We start from the raw sequence: 16,511 nt of genomic DNA, 5'->3' as shown, positions 1-16,511 counted from the left end.
ACCAGAGGAATGATGCGCGCGGCGGGGAGGCTGTTCTCGCTACCCGCCGCCGCGGTGCTCGTGGCGGCGGTGGTGGCCTTGCCGGTCATCACGGTGGTCCTGCACGTCTTTCTCCCGGACGAGGGGGCTTGGCGTCACATCGCCCAGGTGCTGTTGCCCGATTACGTCCTCACCACCCTGCTGCTGGTCGTCGGCACGGGAATCGGCGTACTGGTGCTCGGGTTGTCCACTGCCTGGCTGGTGGCCGTGTGCCGCTTCCCCGGGCGCCGCATCCTCGAATGGGCCCTGGTCCTGCCCCTCGCCTTTCCCGCTTATGTCATCGCGTACACGTATACCGACCTGCTCCAGGTCTCCGGGCCCGTCCAGACATTCATCCGCGACCTGACCGGGTGGTCGGCCCGCGATTTCTGGTTTCCGCCCATCCGCTCGCTGGGCGGCGCCATCGCGATGCTCTCGCTGGTGCTCTATCCCTACGTCTACCTGCTCGGGCGGGCGGCCTTCGTGCAACAGTCCAGCGGCGTGCTCGAGGCCGCCCGGACGCTCGGTCACGGTCCCTGGGGTGCGTTCTGGAAAGTCGCGCTGCCGATGGCGCGTCCGGCGCTGGTCGCGGGCGTGCTGCTGGCGCTCATGGAGACACTGGCCGATTTCGGCACCGTCGCCTATTTCGGCATCCCCGTGTTCACGACCGGCATCTATCGCGCGTGGTTCTCCCTCGGCGACCCGGTCTCCGCCGCCAAGCTCTCGGCCGTGCTGCTGGCTTTCGTCTTCACCCTGGTCGCACTGGAGCGCATCAATCGCGGCGGGATGCGCTTCCACCAGGTCGGTGCGCCGGCCGCCGAACGCAAACCCTATGAACTCCGCGGCGGACGTGCGGCGCTGGCGCTGGCCGTCTGCCTCGTGCCGCTGACCTTCGGTTTCCTGTTGCCGGCGGGTCGTCTCGCCTGGCTGGCCTGGGTCGGGGGCGACATGCAGTTCGGCGCGCGCTATCTCGGGCTCCTGTGGAACAGCGTCAGCCTGGCGGCGGTGAGTGCGGTGGTCGCGGTTGTCGCCGCCGTGATCGTGGGCTACGGGCTGCGCCTGCGCCCGGGGGCGGGAATGCGGCTCGTGCACCGGATTGCCGGACTCGGTTACGCCATACCCGGCTCGGTGATCGCGGTGGGGGTGCTCATCCCGCTCACCCTGGCGGATCATGGCTTGCGGGGCTGGCTCTCGGCATGGTTCGGCGTCGAATCGGGGCTGATCCTGACCGGCGGCATTCTCGGCCTCGTGTTTGCCTACGTCGCGCGCTTTCTTGCGGTGTCGCTGCAGAGCGTCGACGCCGGCCTTGCCCGCATCACGCCTGCGATGGACGACGCGGCCCATGCGCTCGGCGAGGGTCCCGGGCGCACGCTCCGGCGCGTGCATCTCCCGATCCTGCGCGCCAACCTGCTGACGGCCGGCCTGATCGTCTTCGTCGACGTGATGAAGGAGCTGCCGGCGACCCTGATCCTGCGACCCTTCGATTTCGACACGCTCGCGGTACAGGCCTACAAGCTCGCCTCGGACGAGCGGCTCGCGGAAGCCTCGACCGCATCACTCGCGATCGTGGTCGCCGGCCTCATCCCGGTGATCCTGCTGGCACGCCAGGTGTCGCGCCCGGGTGCGCGCCGCCAGCGCAGCGAGACGGCGCACATGATGGCGCCGGCCGCGGCCCGCTGACAGCCTCGGCCGCCGCCTTCGCCTGCCGCTGACAGCTACGCCTGCCGCCTTCGCCTGCCGCGGACACGAGGTCGTAGCGAGCTTGGTGCCGATAGCCGGTTTTCAGGCCCGGAGCGTCTCCATGTCGATCACGAAGCGGTACCGCACGTCGCTGCGCTGCATGCGCTCGTAAGCCTGGTTGATATTCTTGATGTCCAGCATCTCGATATCGCAGGTGATGCCGTGTTCGCCGCAGAAATCCAGCATCTCCTGCGTCTCCGGCAGCCCGCCGATGAGGGAGCCGGCGATCCGGCGGCGCCCCAGCACGACCGGGAAAGTGTGCAGCGCCGGCTCGACGGGTCCCAGCAGGCCCACGATGATGAGCGTGCCGTCGCGCTTCAGCGCGTTGACGTAAGGATTCAGGTCGTGCTCCACGGGCACGGTATCGAGGATGAAGTCGAAGCTGGCGGCGGCGGCTTCCATCTGCGCCGGGTCGCTGGAGATGATCACGTGGTGCGCGCCCTGGCTTTTGGCCTCCTCGACCTTCGAGGCCGAGCGCGTGAACACGGTGACCTCGGCGCCGAGCGCGCGCGCGAACTTGACGCCCATGTGGCCCAGCCCGCCCATGCCGACCACGCCGACGCGATGTCCCTTGCCGACGCCGAAGTGCTTCAGCGGTGACCAGGTGGTGATGCCCGCACACAGCAGCGGCGCGGCCGCCGCCGGGTCGAGTCCCTCCGGCATGCGCAGGACGAAGCGGTCGCTGACCACGACCTGCTCGGAGTAGCCCCCGAAAGTCGGCGTGCCGTCATGGCGATCGACCCCGTTGTAGGTGCCGGTCCAGCCCTGCTCGCAGTACTGCTCGAGGCCGTCGTCGCAGGAGCCGCAGCTGCGGCAGGAATCGACCAGGCAGCCCACCCCGACCCGGTCGCCCGGCTTGAACGCGGTGACCGCGTCGCCCACGGCCTGCACGGTGCCCACGATCTCGTGGCCGGGCACGATCGGATAGGTGGTGATACCCCAGTCGTTGTAGGCGGTGTGCAGGTCGCTGTGGCAGACCCCGCAATAGTCGATCTCGATCACCACGTCGTCCGGCCGCGGCGCCCGGCGCTCGATCGGGAAAGGCGCCACTCCGGACTCCGGAGACTCGGCGGCATAGGCTTTGACTTGGGGCATGGCGGCAGTCCTGAGTTAAGGGTCTGCCGGCATTATGGCACGGCGACCCGGACGCGAGCCGCCATCCCCGGCCGGCCAAAGACCGGTGAGGGGCGGCCGGTTGCCGCGCTAAGCGCCCTGGGCCTGGGAGTAGCCCGCCTGCCCGTCGAACTCGTACAGGTTCTCCGTCTTCACCGCGTCGAGCCCGGCCTCCGCCAGTCGCAGCAACAGCGCAGCAATGGTGGTCGGTCCGGCAGCTTCCTGCGCCTGGAAACGGCAGCGCCAGTGATCGGTGCAGAGCGTCCGGGCGTTGCCGCCCGGGTAGACTTTCACGCCCCGGTTGGTCACCACGGCCAGCGTGAAATCCGGCCCGGCCAGCGCCTCGAGACGCCGGCCGAGCACGCCCGGATCGCGGCCCGCTTCGTCCCAGTCGAGAAATACGTCCACGCCCACGAGGCGCTTCGACGACCTCGGCGTGGCGCTGCCGGGCGGCTGCAGCCGCACCTCGGGAACGGCCTGCCCTTCGGCCACCGGCGCCAGCCGCCGCGGCACCTGGCCGAGCCGTTCGATCACGGCATCCGCGAACTCCTGCGTCCCGACCTGGCGGCGTCCCGGGCCGGGGCGATACGCGTCGGCCGTGAGAATGCCCTCCTCGAGCGTGCGCAGCCAGGCATTCCGGATCAATGCCGCAGGCCGCTCGCGACCGAGATGCTGCAGCATCATGACCGCGGCCTGCAGCATGCCGGAGGGATTGGCGATATCCCGGCCGGCGATGTCCGGCGCGGAGCCATGCACCGCCTCGAACATGGCGCATTCCCGGCCGATATTGGCCGAGCCCGCCAGGCCGATGGAGCCGGATACTTCCGCGGCCACATCGGAGAGGATGTCACCGTAGAGATTGAGCGTGACCACCACGTCGAATTCTGCGGGGCGACTCGCCATGCGCGCCGTGCCGATGTCGATGATCATGTGTTCTGCGACGAGCTCCGGATAGTCCCGGGCGGTTTCTTCGAATACCCGCTGGAACAGGCCGTCCGTCAGCTTCATGATGTTGGACTTGGTCATGCACGTGACCTTTCGCCGGCCGTGCGCCCGGGCGTACTCGAAGGCGTAACGACAGATCCGTTCGCAGCCGGGGCGGGACACGAGCTTGAGGCACTGGTAAACCTCGTCGGATTGCCTGTGCTCGATCCCGGCGTAGGTGTCCTCCTCGTTTTCCCGGATGACGACGACGTCCATCCCGGGTTGCAGGGCCGTAATGAAAGGGTGGTAGGAAATGCTCGGGCGGACGTTTGCGTAGAGTCCCAGCACCTTGCGCAGCGTGACGTTGACGCTCTTGTAGCCGCCGCCCTGCGGTGTCGTGATCGGGCCCTTGAGGATCGCACCGTGCCGCGCCACCGCGTCGAGGACGTCCTGGCCGATTCCCGAGGCCTCGCCGGCGGCATAGGCCTTGAGCCCGACGGTCACATGGTGGAAGCTGAGAGCAGGATCGGCGGCGGCGAGCACACGCAACACGGCGGAGGTTATTTCGGGTCCGATGCCATCGCCCGCGGCGACGGCCACGGTGCGTGCCGGAAGCGTGTCGGGCGCGGCGCTGTTGATCAGCGGGGCAAGTACTGCAGACATGGGCACTCCTGGTATATACGCACTTGATATCGTGAATTCTAAGTCTTACGATGTTCCGAACGCAAGGGGGCGCAATGAAATCTCCCGTGTCCGATACCGGCGGATGGACCTTTCTCAGCAACCACACCCACGTGCTGGTGTGTCTCGCGCGAAACCCCGAACAGGTGTTACGCGAAGTGGCGCAACAGGTGGGCATCACCGAGCGCGCCGTGCAGCGCATCGTGGCGGAGCTGGAATCGGGCGGGGTGATCAGGCGGGAACGCCTCGGGCGGCGCAATCACTATGAACTGAACCTGGATGTGCCTTTGCGACATCCGCTCGAGCGCCATTGCACCGTAGGAGAGCTGTTGCGCGCGGTGACCGCCCCGGCGCAGGAATGAGCCGCTACCGCCCGCCCCAGCCCGCAGCTTCGCCCTATATCACGCCGGAGGGCGCAGGACGTTTGCGCGAGGAACTGGACCGGCTGTGGCGCGTGGAGCGTCCCGAGGTGGTGCGCGCGCTGGCCGACGCCGCCGCCGAGGGCGATCGCTCCGAGAACGCGGAATACATCTACCGCAAGAAGCAGCTCGGCGGACTCGACCGGCGCATCCGCCACCTGCGGCGGCGCCTCGGCGTCCTGAAAATCGTCGATCGCACCCCGGAAGCAGGCGGCCGGGTTTTTTTCGGCGCCTGGGTGACGCTGGAAGATGAAAACGGCGCCGAATCACGTTTCCGGATCGTCGGCCCGGATGAGTTCGACCATGCGCCCGGCTACATCAGCATGGATGCGCCGCTGGCCCGCGCGCTGCTGAAGCGGTCGCCGGGGGACGAGGTCACCCTCGAACTCGCCACCGGGCGCAGGACCTGGCTGCTGCTCGAGGTCAGCTACGACGACCGATCCTGACGGCCGTGGCGGAGACATGCCAGGGTCCCTTTCGCTTGGAATTCTTATGCCGCTCCAGGGACCCTGGCATGTCCCCGCCACTGCGCTAGCGACGAATTCGGGGGTGCCGCGTCGGGTCGGGCAGGACGCAGCGAGCGTCATCGCAATTTTGGGCGCGGGGAACCGTGCGCGGCCCTACCCGGTCTCCCCGGTGAGGTAGAATCGAACGCTTGTTTAGCGACCGTTCCGGAGACCCGCCATGGACTTCTCGTTCACCGAAGAACAGCTCATGATCCAGGAAGCCGCCCGCGACTTCGCCCAGCGCGAGATCGCGCCCATCGCGGCGGAGTTCGACATCAGCGGGAAGTTCCCGGAGGAGACGCTGCGCCAGGCCGGCGAGCTCGGTTTCATGGGCGTCGAGGTGCCGGAGGAATACGGCGGTTCCGGGCTGGACGCCATCGGCTTTGCGCTGATGATGGAGGAGATCGCCGCAGCCGATGCCGCGCACTCGACCGTCATCTCCGTGCACAACTCGCTCTACTGCAACGGCATCCTGCAGTACGGCACCGAGGAACAGAAACAGAAGTTCGTCACGCCCGTGGCCTCGGGCGAGGTGTTCGCGGCCTACGGCCTGACCGAGCCGCAATCGGGTTCCGACGCAGCCAACATGCGCACGCGTGCCGTGCTGGACGGCGACCACTACGTCATCAACGGCAAGAAGTCCTGGATCACCTCGGGCCCGGTGGCCCGGTACATCATGCTGTTCGCCATGACCGACCCGGGCGCCGGCCCGAAGGGCGTGTCGGCCTTCATGATCGATACGCAGAAGGACGGTTTCGCCTGCGGCAAGACGGAGCCCAAGCTGGGCATCCGCGCCTCGGCCACCTGCGAGATCGAGTTGGCGGACTATCGCTGCCCGGTGGAGGACCGGATCGCCAACGAGGGCGACGGCTTCAAAATCGCCATGAGCATCCTCGACGCGGGCCGCATCGGTATCGCCGCGCAGGCCGTCGGCATCGCGCGCGCCGCCTATGAAGCCAGCGTCCAGTACGCCCGCGAACGCCATGCCTTCGGCTCGCCCATCGGCAGTTTCCAGATGATCCAGGCCAAGATCGCCGACATGAAGATGCGCCTCGAGGCCGCTCGCCTGCTGACGCTCAAGGCCGCGTGGAACAAGAAGGTCGCGGCCGCGGCCGGGCTGCGCAACACGACGGAGTCGTCCTGCGCCAAGCTGTTCGCCTCCGAGGCCGCGATGTTCATCACTCACGCCGCGGTGCAGATCCACGGCGGCATGGGCTACAGCAAGGAAATGCCGATCGAGCGCTATTTCCGCGACGCCAAGATCACGGAGATCTACGAGGGCACGAGCGAGATCCAGCGCATGGTGATCGCACGGCAGGAAACCGGCCTGCGGTAAGCGCGCGGCCGGCGAACCGCCGCGTCACAGGCCGAGTTCCTCCCGCAGGAAGGCGTCGATGCCCGCCACATAGCGCGCCCGGCTGTGGAAAAAGCCGGTGTTGTGACCGCCCTGCAGCTCCAGCAGGCGCGTCGGCGGCCCCGCCGCCGCGTGCAGCGCCTCGCCATGGGCGAAGGGGATGATCTCGTCGTCGCGGCTGTGAATCACCAGCACCGGCGCGGCAACGCGCGGCAGCAGTTCCTCCACCGGGTAGTGCAGCCGCGCCAGCAGCCGCACCGGCAGGAACCAGTAGATCTCGGCCGCCATGTCGGGCACCGAGCGGAAGGCCGACTCCACGATCAGCGCACGCGGCGCGGCGTTCGCCGCCAGCCAGGTCGCCACGGCGCCGCCCAGCGAGCGGCCGAACAGGACGATGCGTTGCGCGGGAATGCCGCGATCCTCGACCAGGTGGCGCCAGGCCGCGCGCGCGTCTTCATAAGTACCGGGTTCCGTCGGCCGTCCCGTGCTTCGCCCGTAACCGCGGTAATCGAAAATCAGCACCGACAACCCGAGCTCGTGAAAGATTCGCAAGGAATCCAGGCGGTGCGAAATATTGCCGGCGTTGCCGTGGAAGAACAGCAGCACGGCGCGCTCCCCGGGCGCCGGAACGAACCAGGCGTCCAGCTCCTCGCCGTCTGCAGTCGGCAGGCGCAGGGCCTCGTAGCGCAGCCCGATATCCGCGGGCGTGGCGACGATTTCCCGTGAAGGCATGTTCGGCAGGAACAACAGGCTCTCCTGCCGAAACCAGAGAAAGGCGACCAGCGCCGCATAGATCAGCACGACGAAAATCAACAGCGGAGCGAAACTCTTCATCCGCACATGGGGGCCGGCCCGGCTTCCTGGCAGCGATGACTCAATGGTCCCGCGATTTTCGACCAGAATGAAGGGTAGCCCTTCTTTCTGGATCCCCATCGCTGAACTGGAGAAAGACCATGCCTTACGACCGCAACGCGGACCTGCCCGACTCGGTGCGCGACAACCTGCCCGAAAAGGCGCAGACCATCTATCGCAATGCCTTCAACAATGCCTGGGACGAGTACAGCGACCCGGAAGACCGGCGTGGAGATGCGAGCCGCGAGGAAACGGCGCACCGCGTGGCCTGGTCTACGGTGAAAAAATCCTATGAGAAAAAAGGCGATCGCTGGGTGAAGAAGGACTGACGAGGTCACCGCCCTTACCGGGCGCCGGCAGGGGTGTGCCCTTCGGTCGTCGCCAGCGCCGCCCCGACGATGCCCGCGTCGTTGCCGAGTTCGGCCGTGACGACCGGCGTGCGGCACTCGAGCAAGGGGAGAAACTTCTCGTGCTTGCGGCTGACGCCGCCGCCGATGATGTAGAGATCCGGCCACAGCAGTCGCTCGAGCGCCACCAGCACCTCGGAGACGTTCGTCGCCCACTTCTCCCACGACAGGTTGTCGTCCTTGCGCCGCTGCGCCGACGCGCGATGCTCGGCTTCCTTGCCGCGGATGTCCATGTGGCCGAACTCCGTGTTCGGCACCAATATCCCGTCCACGAACACGGCTGTGCCGATCCCCGTGCCGAGCGTCAGCATGACGACCGTGCCGCGTTGCCCCCTGCCGGCGCCGAAGCGCATCTCCGCGATACCCGCCGCGTCGGCATCGTTGAGCACGGCCACGGGCCTGCCGAGCGCCTCGTGCAGCAGGCGGCCGATGTCGCATCCTATCCAGGCCGCATCGATGTTGGCGGCGGTGTGCGCCACGCCGTGCTTGACCACGGCGGGCACCGCGACGCCCACGCTGCCGTGCGAGTCGAACTCGCCGGCCAGCGCCACCACCGACGCAACGATCGCTTCCGGGGTCGCGGGTTGCGGCGTCAGCAGCTTGTGACGCTCGGTCGTGAGGCGCCCTTCGACGAGATTCACGGGCGCCGCCTTGATCCCCGAACCGCCGACATCGATTCCCAGCACGCTCATGATTCGTTCCTCACCACATCATCCTCATGCGCGCCCCGAGATCGACGATCTCGGCGGGCCGCGCGGAACCGGCCGCGTGCGCTTCCGCATTGCCATGGAAGCGCTTCTCCATGCACGCCATCATGGCCTCGTCGATGAAACGGCTGCGGGCCCCGTAGACGTGCCGATCGCCGTGCCGGGGCTGTTGCGGCACCCAGTATTTGAGCGGTGCGACAAGGTGCAGCGCCGTCTTGGCGCGCGTCATGGCCACGTACAGCAGGCGTCGCTCCTCCTCGATCAGGGCCGGCTTGCCGGTGGCGAACTCGGAGGGGAAATTGCCGTCCGCCACGTTCAGCACGTAGACCGAGTCCCATTCCTGTCCCTTGGCGGAATGGATGGTGGACAACACGAGGTAATCCTCGTCGACCAGTGGCGGGCCTGCCAGGTCCCCCGTCGCCTGCGGCGGATCGAGCGACAACTCGGTCAGGAACTGCTCCCGGGTGGCGAATTTCGCGGCGATCTGCTCGAGGGCGTCGAGATCGCCGAGCCGCACCGGCCATTCCTCGTAGATGCGCTCCAGCTGCGGCCGGTACCAGTCGCGCGCCAGGCCGACCTGCGGGCGCCAGTCGCCGCCGCCGCCCATCGTGCACAGCAACTCGACGAGGCTCGCCCAATATGGCGCGGCGGCCGCCGGCGGGCGCCAGTCGGCAAGCGCGGCCGGCAAATAATCGTGCGTCTCCAGCCAACCCCAGGCCTTGGCCGCCAGGGCCGGGCCGACGCCCGGCAACAACTGCAGGCAGCGGAACGCGGCGATCCGGTTGCGCGGATTATCGCCCCAGCGCAACACGGCCAGCAGGTCTTTCACATGGCCGGCCTCGAGAAACTTCAGCCCCCCGTATTTCACGAAAGGAATGTTACGCCGCGTAAGCTCCAGCTCCAGCCGGTCACTGTGATGACTGGCGCGAAACAACACGGCCTGGTGGCGCAGCAATTGTCCCGCCTCGCGAGCTGCAAGCACACCCTCGATCACGTACTGCGCCTGCCCCTCGTCGTCCTGCACGGTGACATAGCAGGGCCGTTGCCCCGACGGCCTGGCGGAGCGCAGGTTCTTGCGAAACTGGCGTTCGGCACCCGCCATCAAGGCATTGGCGGCAGCCAGTACCGGCTGCACGGAGCGGTAGTTTTCCGCCAGCGTGACGACCTCGGCGCCGGGCGTGAACTGGGTCGGAAAACGAAGGATGTTCTCGACGTCCGCCGCGCGGAAGGAGTAGATGCTCTGCGCATCGTCGCCGACCACCGTGAGGCCGCGGCCGTCGGGCTTCAGCCGTGCGAGGATCTCGGCCTGCAGCAGGTTCGTGTCCTGGTATTCGTCCACCAGCACATGGTCGAAGCGCTCACCGACCGCAGCCGCAAGCGCGGGCGACTCCAGCAGGCCGTGCCACCACAGCAGCAGGTCGTCGTAATCCAGCATGCCGCCGGCCTGCTTGAGCTCCACGTAGCGGCGAAACAGGCTGCGCAACTCCTCCGCCCAGTCCGCACACCATGGCCAGCCGTCCGCAAGACACTCGTCCAGGGCCGCGCGCGCATTCACCGACCGCGAATAGATCGCCAGGCACGTGTCCTTGCGCGGGAAGCGCCGGTCGCTGCCACCCAGCCCGAGCTCCTGGCGGGCGACGTCAATGAGATCCCCCGCATCGCTCCGGTCGAGCACGGAAAAACCGGCGTCGAGGCCCAGGTTCGGCGCGTACTCCCGCAACAGCCGGTTGGCGATCGAGTGGAAAGTGCCCGCCCACGGCAGGCGGATGGCCTCGCCGCGTCCCTGGTCGGCGAGCGCCTGGCCGACGATCCGACGCGCGCGGCGGGTCATCTCCCGTGCAGCCCGGCGGCTGAAGGTCAACAGCAGGATGCGGGCCGGTGGAACTCCGGAAAGCACCAGGTGTCCCACCCTGTGCGCCAGGGTCATGGTCTTGCCGGTGCCCGCTCCGGCGACGACGAGCAGCGGTCCGGCGTCCAGGCCGTCGCCCTTGCTGCGCCGCACACCATAGGTGACGGCGCGGCGCTGTGCCTCGTTGAGGACGTCGAGGGTCGGAGCGGGAAGCATGGCGGGACTATATCAGAGGCGCCTGCGCCGTCATCGGTCCGTCATCGGCCTCGCATCGGTTAGAATGATCGTTTTTCAGCGGGCACCATGCGCCCGAACCTCTATCTGCAGGAGACTTCTTGATGAGCCGACATTTCGCCCTCCCGTTGGCGCTGGCCGCCACCGTCGCTCTCGCCGGTTGCAGCACGCCGCAGGAATCTGCAACGGCCGCGGATGAACCGGTCGCCATGGCGGAACCGAACCCGTTTTTCACGCCGAGCCCGCTGCCCTATTCCGTGCCGCCCTTCGACAAGATCGAAGACGAGCATTACCTGCCGGCCTTCGAGCGCGGCATGGCGGAGGAACTCGCCGAAATCGAGGCGATCGCGAATAATCCCGAGCCGCCCACCTTCGAGAACACCATCGTCGCCATGGAAACCACGGGCGAAGTGCTGGCGCGCGTGTCGCGCGTGTTCTTCAACCTGAACTCCGCGCACACCAACCCCGCCATGCAGGAAGTGCAGAAGACGGTGTCGCCGCAACTCGCCGCGCACCGCGATGCAATCTTCCTGAACCCCCGGCTGTTCGCGCGGGTCGAGGCGCTGCATGCCAAGCGCGATGAACTGGGTCTGGACCCCGAGTCCAAGCGCCTGCTGGAGCGCTACTACATCGACTTCGTGCGCGCAGGCGCCCGCCTGTCCGAGGAAGACAAGGACAAGCTGCGCGCCGTGAACGCCGAACTGGCCTCGCTGGGCACTGCCTTCGCCCAGAATGTGCTGCGCGAGACCCTGGACTCCGCGGTCATCGTGGACACCGCCGAGGAGCTGGACGGCTTCTCCGATGCGCAGATCCGCGCCGCCGCGGAAGCGGCCGCTGCCCGGGGCCATGAAGGGAAATACCTGATCTCCCTGCAGAACACCTCCGGCCAGCCGCCTCTCGCGGTGCTGACCAACCGTGCCCTGCGCCAGCGCATCCATGAAGCTTCGGTCAATCGCGGCGCCCGGGACAACGAGCATGACAACCGGCCGGTGGTGGCGCGCGTGGCCGCGCTGCGCGCGGAACGCGCGGCCCTGCTGGGCTACGACAGCCACGCGGCTTTCGTGCTGGAGAACGCCACGGCCGGCACCCCGGCAGCGGTCAACGCGATGCTGGCCGGCCTCGCGCCGGCGGCAGTCGCCAACGCACGCAAGGAAGCCGCCGATCTCCAGGCGCTGATCGATGCCCAGGGCGGCGGTTTCGAGCTGCAGGCCTGGGACTGGGACTTCTACGCCGAGCAGGTCAAAGCGGCCCGCTACGACCTCGATCCGGCGGAATTGCGCGCCTACTTCGAACTCGAGAGCGTGCTGAACAACGGCGTGTTCTACGCCGCCAACAAGGTGTTCGGGCTGACCTTCAAGCCGCGTCCGGACCTGCCGATGTACCACCCCGACGCCCGGGCCTGGGAAGTCTTCGAGGAAGACGGCACGCCGCTCGGCATCTTCATCGGCGACTTCTACGCCCGTGACTCGAAGCGCGGCGGCGCCTGGATGAACGCCTACGTCCCGCAATCCGGCCTGCTGGGCACCAAGGCCGTCGTCGGCAACCACCAGAACATTCCGAAGCCGCCGGAGGGCGAACCGACCCTGATGACCTTCGATGAGGTCATCACGATGTTCCACGAGTTCGGTCACGCGGTGCACGGCCTGTTCTCCGACGTCCGCTACCCGCGCTTCGCGGGCACCAGCGTGCCGCGCGACTTCGTCGAGTTTCCCTCGCAGGTCTACGAGATGTGGGCTGACTGGCCGGAAGTCCTGGCGAACTACGCCCGCCACTACGAGACCGGCGAACCGTTGCCGACAGAGATGCTCGAGAAGGCGCTGGAGGCACAGCAGTTCAACGAGGGCTACCGGAGCACCGAGTACGTCGCCGCGTCACTGGTCGACCAGGCCTGGCACCAGCGCGCCGCGGGCGATGTCCCCACCGACACCGTGGCCTTCGAACAGCAGGTCCTGGCGGAAACGGGCATGGACTTCGCCCCGGTGCCGCCGCGTTATCGCAGCCCCTACTTCTCCCACATCATGGGCGGTTACTCGGCCGGCTACTACTCCTACATCTGGAGCGAAGTGCTGGATGCCGACGCCGTCGCCTGGTTCAAGGAAAACGGCGGCATGAAGCGCGAGAACGGCGAGCATTTCCGCGCGACCCTGCTGTCGCGGGGCGGCAGCAAGGACGCGATGGAACTGTACCGCGACTTCGCGGGGCGTGATCCCGAGATTCGTCACTTGCTGGAGCGCCGGGGTCTGACCGGCGGCGAGTAATCCGGAACGACCGGGCGCTGCTCTCCGGCAGCGCCCGGTCACGTTTCGAAGGGCCTGCGGAATCCGGCCGGGGCCGGTGCGACGAAGCGCTCCGCACCGCCAAGCTGTTTATGCGCCAAACCGTGTTACCGAGAGAGTGTTGCCATGATGAACCGGCTTAACGGTCTTGCGGCCGTCCTGTTGCTGTCCCTGTCGCTGCCCATGGCCGCCGGCGCCACTGCCGCGGTGGACATTCCCTACGAGGAGTTCACGCTGGATAACGGCCTGCGGGTCATCGTCCACACGGATCGCAAGGCGCCGATCGTCGCCGTGAACCTCTGGTACCACGTCGGCTCCAAGGACGAGCCGCCGGGCCGCACCGGTTTCGCGCACCTGTTCGAACACCTGATGTTCAAGGGCTCGGAGAACCACCCGGGCGAGTACTTCGAGCCTTTCGAGCTCGTCGGCGCGACGGGACAGAACGGCACCACCAGTTTCGATCGCACCAACTATTTCCAGAATGTCCCCACGACCGCGCTGGATCTCGCGTTGTGGATGGAATCGGACCGCATGGGTCATTTCGAGGGCGTCATCACGCAGGAACTGCTCGACCAGGAGCGCGGCGTGGTGCAGAACGAGAAACGCCAGGGCGAGAACCAGCCGTACGGTCGCGTGTGGGAATCGATGTTCAAGGCCCTCTACCCGGCGGGCCACCCCTACTCCTGGATGCCGATCGGCTCCATGGAGGACCTGGAGGCGGCCAGCCTGGACGACGTGAAGGAGTGGTTCGAGACCTGGTACGGGCCGAACAACGCGGTGCTGGTGCTGGCCGGCGACATCGACGTCGAGACCGCGCGCGAAAAAGTCACGCGTTACTTCGGCGACATCCCGGCGGGCCCGCCGCTGAGCCGCAAGAAGACCTGGATCGCGCCGCGCAACGAGTCCACGCGCGAAATCATGTACGACCGCGTCGCGCAGCCGCGCATCTACCGCGCCTGGACGGTGGCCAACTACGGTCACGCCGACGTCAACCGGCTGGGGCTGTTCAGCCACATCCTCGGCAACAGTGCCTCCTCGCGCCTCAATGCCCGCCTGGTGCACGAGGAACAGCTGGTGGACAACATCACGGCCTTCAGCATGCCGCTGGAGATCTCCGGGGTGTTCATGATCATCGCCTCGGTCAAGCAGGGCGTGGATCCGGCCCGGGTCGAGGCGATCATCGACGAGGAACTCGCCCGCTTCAAAAAGGACGGCCCCAGCCGGGCCGAACTCGAGCAGGCAAAAAATCACGTGCGGGGGCAGGTCATCCGCGGCCTCGAGCGGGTCGGCGGCTTCGGCGGCAAGTCGGACGCGCTCGCGGAGTGCGCGGTCTACACGGGCGACCCCGGCTGTTTCCGCCAGGCGCTCACGGATATCGAGACCACCAGCGCCGCCGACCTCAAGGCGATCGGCACGCGCTACCTGGCCAGGGGCGACCACACGCTGACGGTGCTGCCGTTCCCGAGCCATGCGACCGTGCCGACGGACGTGGATCGCAGTCTCGGCGTGCCGCAGGTCGATGAGTTTCCGGACATCACGTTCCCGGCACTGCAGCGCGCCACGCTGAAGAACGGCATCGAAGTGGTGCTGGCCGAACGCCACGAGATTCCGACGGTCCGGGTCCAGCTGCAGTTCGATGCGGGCTATGCAGCCGACCAGGGCGCGAAGCTCGGCACGGCGAGTTTCGCAATGTCGATGCTCGATCAAGGCGCCGGCAAGCGCAGCGCCCTCGAGCTGGCCGCCGCTATCGAAGCCGAAGGGGCACAGATCGGCACCGGCACCGGCCTGGATACCGCGACGATCGGCCTGTCGGCCCTGGCCGACCGGCTCGACCCGTCACTGGGGCTGCTGGCCGACGTGACATTGCGCCCGACCTTCGACGCCGACGAGATCGAACGCGTCCGCCGGCAATGGCTGGCCTCGATCGCGCAGGAGAAGACCCGCCCCCAGTCCATCGCCTACCGCGTGCTGCCGCCGCTGCTGTACGGCGACGGCCACGCCTACGCCATCCCCTTCACCGGCAGCGGCACCGAGGCCTCGGTCAAGGCGATCGGCCGGGACGACCTTGTGGCGTTTAAGCGCGCCTGGCTGCGGCCGGACAACGTTAAGATCCTGGTGGTCGGCGACACGACGATGGAAGAGATCGTGCCGCTGCTGGAAAAACATTTCGGCCGCTGGGAGGCGCCCGATGCGCCATTGCCGACCAAGGCGATCGCGCCGGTCGAACGGCCGGTGTCGCCACGCATCTACCTGGTTGACCAGCCTGGCGCCGTGCAGGCCAACATCCTGGCCGGCCTGCTCGTGAACTCGACCGCAGACGAGGCCTCCACGGACCTCGACATCGCCAACGGCGTGTTCGGCGGCACGTTCACCTCGCGGATCAACATGAACCTGCGCGAGGACAAGGGCTGGTCCTACGGCGCAGGCAGCGGGGCCTCCGCCGCCAAGGGCCAGCGCCCCTGGATTCTCTCGGCCGCGGTGCAGATCGATCGCACCGCCGAGTCGATCACCGAGATCCGGCGCGAACTCGCGGCGTTCGCCGGCGACCAGCCGGCGACAGCGGACGAGGTCGACAAGATCCGCAACAACCGCATCCGCGGCCTCCCGGGCCGTTACGAAACGGGCGGCGCCGTGCTTGGCGCCATCGGCGGCATCGTCAGCTACGACCGCCCCGACGATTACGTGATCCGCGAGCAGCAGCGCATCGAGGCCATGACCGTCGAGCAGGTGCGCGCCGCGGCCAGATCACTGGACGCGGATGCCCTGACCTGGGTGATCATCGGCGACCTCGCCCAGATCGAGGCGCCGGTACGTGACCTCGGACTCGGCGAAGTGGTGGTGCTGGACGCCGACGGCAACGTGCTGCGCTGACGACCCGGGCCGGACCGCCGCGGTGGACGCCGCGGCGGTCCGGCGCACGTCACCTGCCTTGTTCGGTACGTCGGCCGGGGCCTACTTGCCGTCGGCGGGCTTGTCGTCTGCGCGGCCCTCGTACACCCGCTCGTAGTCGTCGAGATTTTCCCCGAGCATGCGGTGATACTCGCCGGTGAAGAACTTGAAGGCGGCGGGGCGGTCGGCGCGGAACTTCTCGCGGCTCGGCGCATGGGTCGAGACGATGAAGGAGTTGAAACGCGCCGCGGCGTAGAGCAGCGCCATGCTGACGTGTTCGCGGGGCACGCTGTCGATCTGCTCGTTGGCCAGCGCGATGAAGCGGTCCACCACCTGGCGGAACTCCCGGTCGATCGCGGCCTTTTCCTGTTCGTCGGGCGGCGGCGCCTCTTCGGTCTCGAACTTGATGCGGCCGTGCTCGGGCACCGCGGCCGGGCCCTGGTGATCGGCGAGGCGGCTGTAGCTCTCGATGATCTTCTTGAGTTCGCCGCTGACCTGGTCGCGGCCGTTCTTGTCGTTGCTCATCCGTTGCTCCGAGAGAC

The 16,511-nt window shown here is 67.6% G+C and carries 13 protein-coding genes; 7 read left to right on the top strand and 6 right to left on the bottom strand.

All coding sequences use genetic code 11. The features are described from left to right. Positions 1–9 precede the first annotated feature (9 nt). Positions 10–1,698, top strand: a complete 1,689-nt coding sequence (locus tag G6032_RS01645) for an iron ABC transporter permease (protein WP_165280395.1) — start codon at positions 10–12, stop codon at positions 1,696–1,698. Positions 1,699–1,800: 102 nt separating this feature from the next. Here G6032_RS01645 and G6032_RS01640 read toward each other — a convergent pair whose 3' ends face one another. Together G6032_RS01640 and G6032_RS01635 are read right to left on the bottom strand one after the other, a co-directional pair. Continuing rightward, on the bottom strand, positions 1,801–2,853 hold the full coding sequence (locus G6032_RS01640) for an NAD(P)-dependent alcohol dehydrogenase (RefSeq protein WP_165280394.1): 1,053 nt from the start codon (positions 2,851–2,853) through the stop codon (positions 1,801–1,803). A 108-nt stretch (positions 2,854–2,961) separates the two neighbouring features. Next, entirely contained in the window at positions 2,962–4,458 is a 1,497-nt protein-coding gene (locus tag G6032_RS01635; RefSeq protein WP_165280393.1) for an NADP-dependent isocitrate dehydrogenase, read from the bottom strand. 74 nt (positions 4,459–4,532) lie between these two features. Between G6032_RS01635 and G6032_RS01630 the strand changes: the two genes are divergently transcribed. From G6032_RS01630 to G6032_RS01620, 3 genes are all read left to right on the top strand, one after another. Further along, the gene (locus G6032_RS01630; protein ID WP_165280392.1) at positions 4,533–4,838 is read left to right on the top strand and encodes a winged helix-turn-helix transcriptional regulator; all 306 of its coding nucleotides are present in this window, start codon (positions 4,533–4,535) and stop codon (positions 4,836–4,838) included. Further along, the gene (gene greB / locus G6032_RS01625) at positions 4,835–5,341 is read left to right on the top strand and encodes a transcription elongation factor GreB (protein WP_165280391.1); all 507 of its coding nucleotides are present in this window, start codon (positions 4,835–4,837) and stop codon (positions 5,339–5,341) included. Before G6032_RS01630 ends, greB begins: the two co-directional genes overlap by 4 nt. A 238-nt stretch (positions 5,342–5,579) precedes the next feature. After that, positions 5,580–6,737, top strand: coding sequence for an acyl-CoA dehydrogenase family protein (locus tag G6032_RS01620; RefSeq protein WP_165280390.1), 1,158 nt, complete (start codon positions 5,580–5,582; stop codon positions 6,735–6,737). A gap of 24 nt (positions 6,738–6,761) precedes the next feature. Here G6032_RS01620 and G6032_RS01615 read toward each other — a convergent pair whose 3' ends face one another. Next, positions 6,762–7,589 carry an alpha/beta hydrolase gene (locus tag G6032_RS01615; protein WP_165280389.1) on the bottom strand — a complete coding sequence of 276 codons (828 nt, stop codon included), beginning with the start codon at positions 7,587–7,589 and terminating at the stop codon, positions 6,762–6,764. Between the two features lie 119 nt (positions 7,590–7,708). Between G6032_RS01615 and G6032_RS01610 the strand changes: the two genes are divergently transcribed. After that, complete coding sequence (locus G6032_RS01610) at positions 7,709–7,936, top strand: ChaB family protein (RefSeq protein WP_165280388.1); 228 nt, start codon at positions 7,709–7,711, stop codon at positions 7,934–7,936. Positions 7,937–7,950: 14 nt separating this feature from the next. Here G6032_RS01610 and ppgK read toward each other — a convergent pair whose 3' ends face one another. Both ppgK and G6032_RS01600 read right to left on the bottom strand, forming a co-directional pair. Then, on the bottom strand, positions 7,951–8,706 hold the full coding sequence (ppgK, locus tag G6032_RS01605; protein ID WP_165280387.1) for a polyphosphate--glucose phosphotransferase: 756 nt from the start codon (positions 8,704–8,706) through the stop codon (positions 7,951–7,953). Positions 8,707–8,716: 10 nt separating this feature from the next. Then, positions 8,717–10,786: an ATP-dependent helicase gene (locus G6032_RS01600; protein ID WP_165280386.1), complete on the bottom strand. Its 2,070-nt coding sequence runs from the start codon at positions 10,784–10,786 to the stop codon at positions 8,717–8,719. A 122-nt stretch (positions 10,787–10,908) separates the two neighbouring features. Here G6032_RS01600 and G6032_RS01595 point away from each other — a divergent pair, with 122 nt between their 5' ends. Together G6032_RS01595 and G6032_RS01590 are read left to right on the top strand one after the other, a co-directional pair. Further along, a complete protein-coding gene (locus tag G6032_RS01595) occupies positions 10,909–13,062 on the top strand; it encodes a M3 family metallopeptidase (RefSeq protein ID WP_165280385.1) in 2,154 nt (717 codons plus the stop codon). Between the two features lie 144 nt (positions 13,063–13,206). Further along, positions 13,207–15,951 (top strand): pitrilysin family protein, encoded by a 2,745-nt coding sequence (locus tag G6032_RS01590; RefSeq protein WP_165280384.1) that lies wholly within the window; start codon positions 13,207–13,209, stop codon positions 15,949–15,951. Positions 15,952–16,032: 81 nt separating this feature from the next. On the opposite strand, the gene G6032_RS01585 is transcribed toward G6032_RS01590, so the two are convergent. Next, positions 16,033–16,494, bottom strand: a complete 462-nt coding sequence (locus tag G6032_RS01585) for a DUF3144 domain-containing protein (RefSeq protein ID WP_165280383.1) — start codon at positions 16,492–16,494, stop codon at positions 16,033–16,035. Positions 16,495–16,511 lie beyond the last annotated feature (17 nt).

Origin of the sequence: Wenzhouxiangella sp. XN24 (assembly GCF_011064545.1) — a bacterium.
GTDB lineage: Bacteria > Pseudomonadota > Gammaproteobacteria > Steroidobacterales > XN24 > XN24.
Note: the sequence above shows the minus strand (reverse complement) of the source record. Positions and strands in the feature narration are given on the sequence as shown.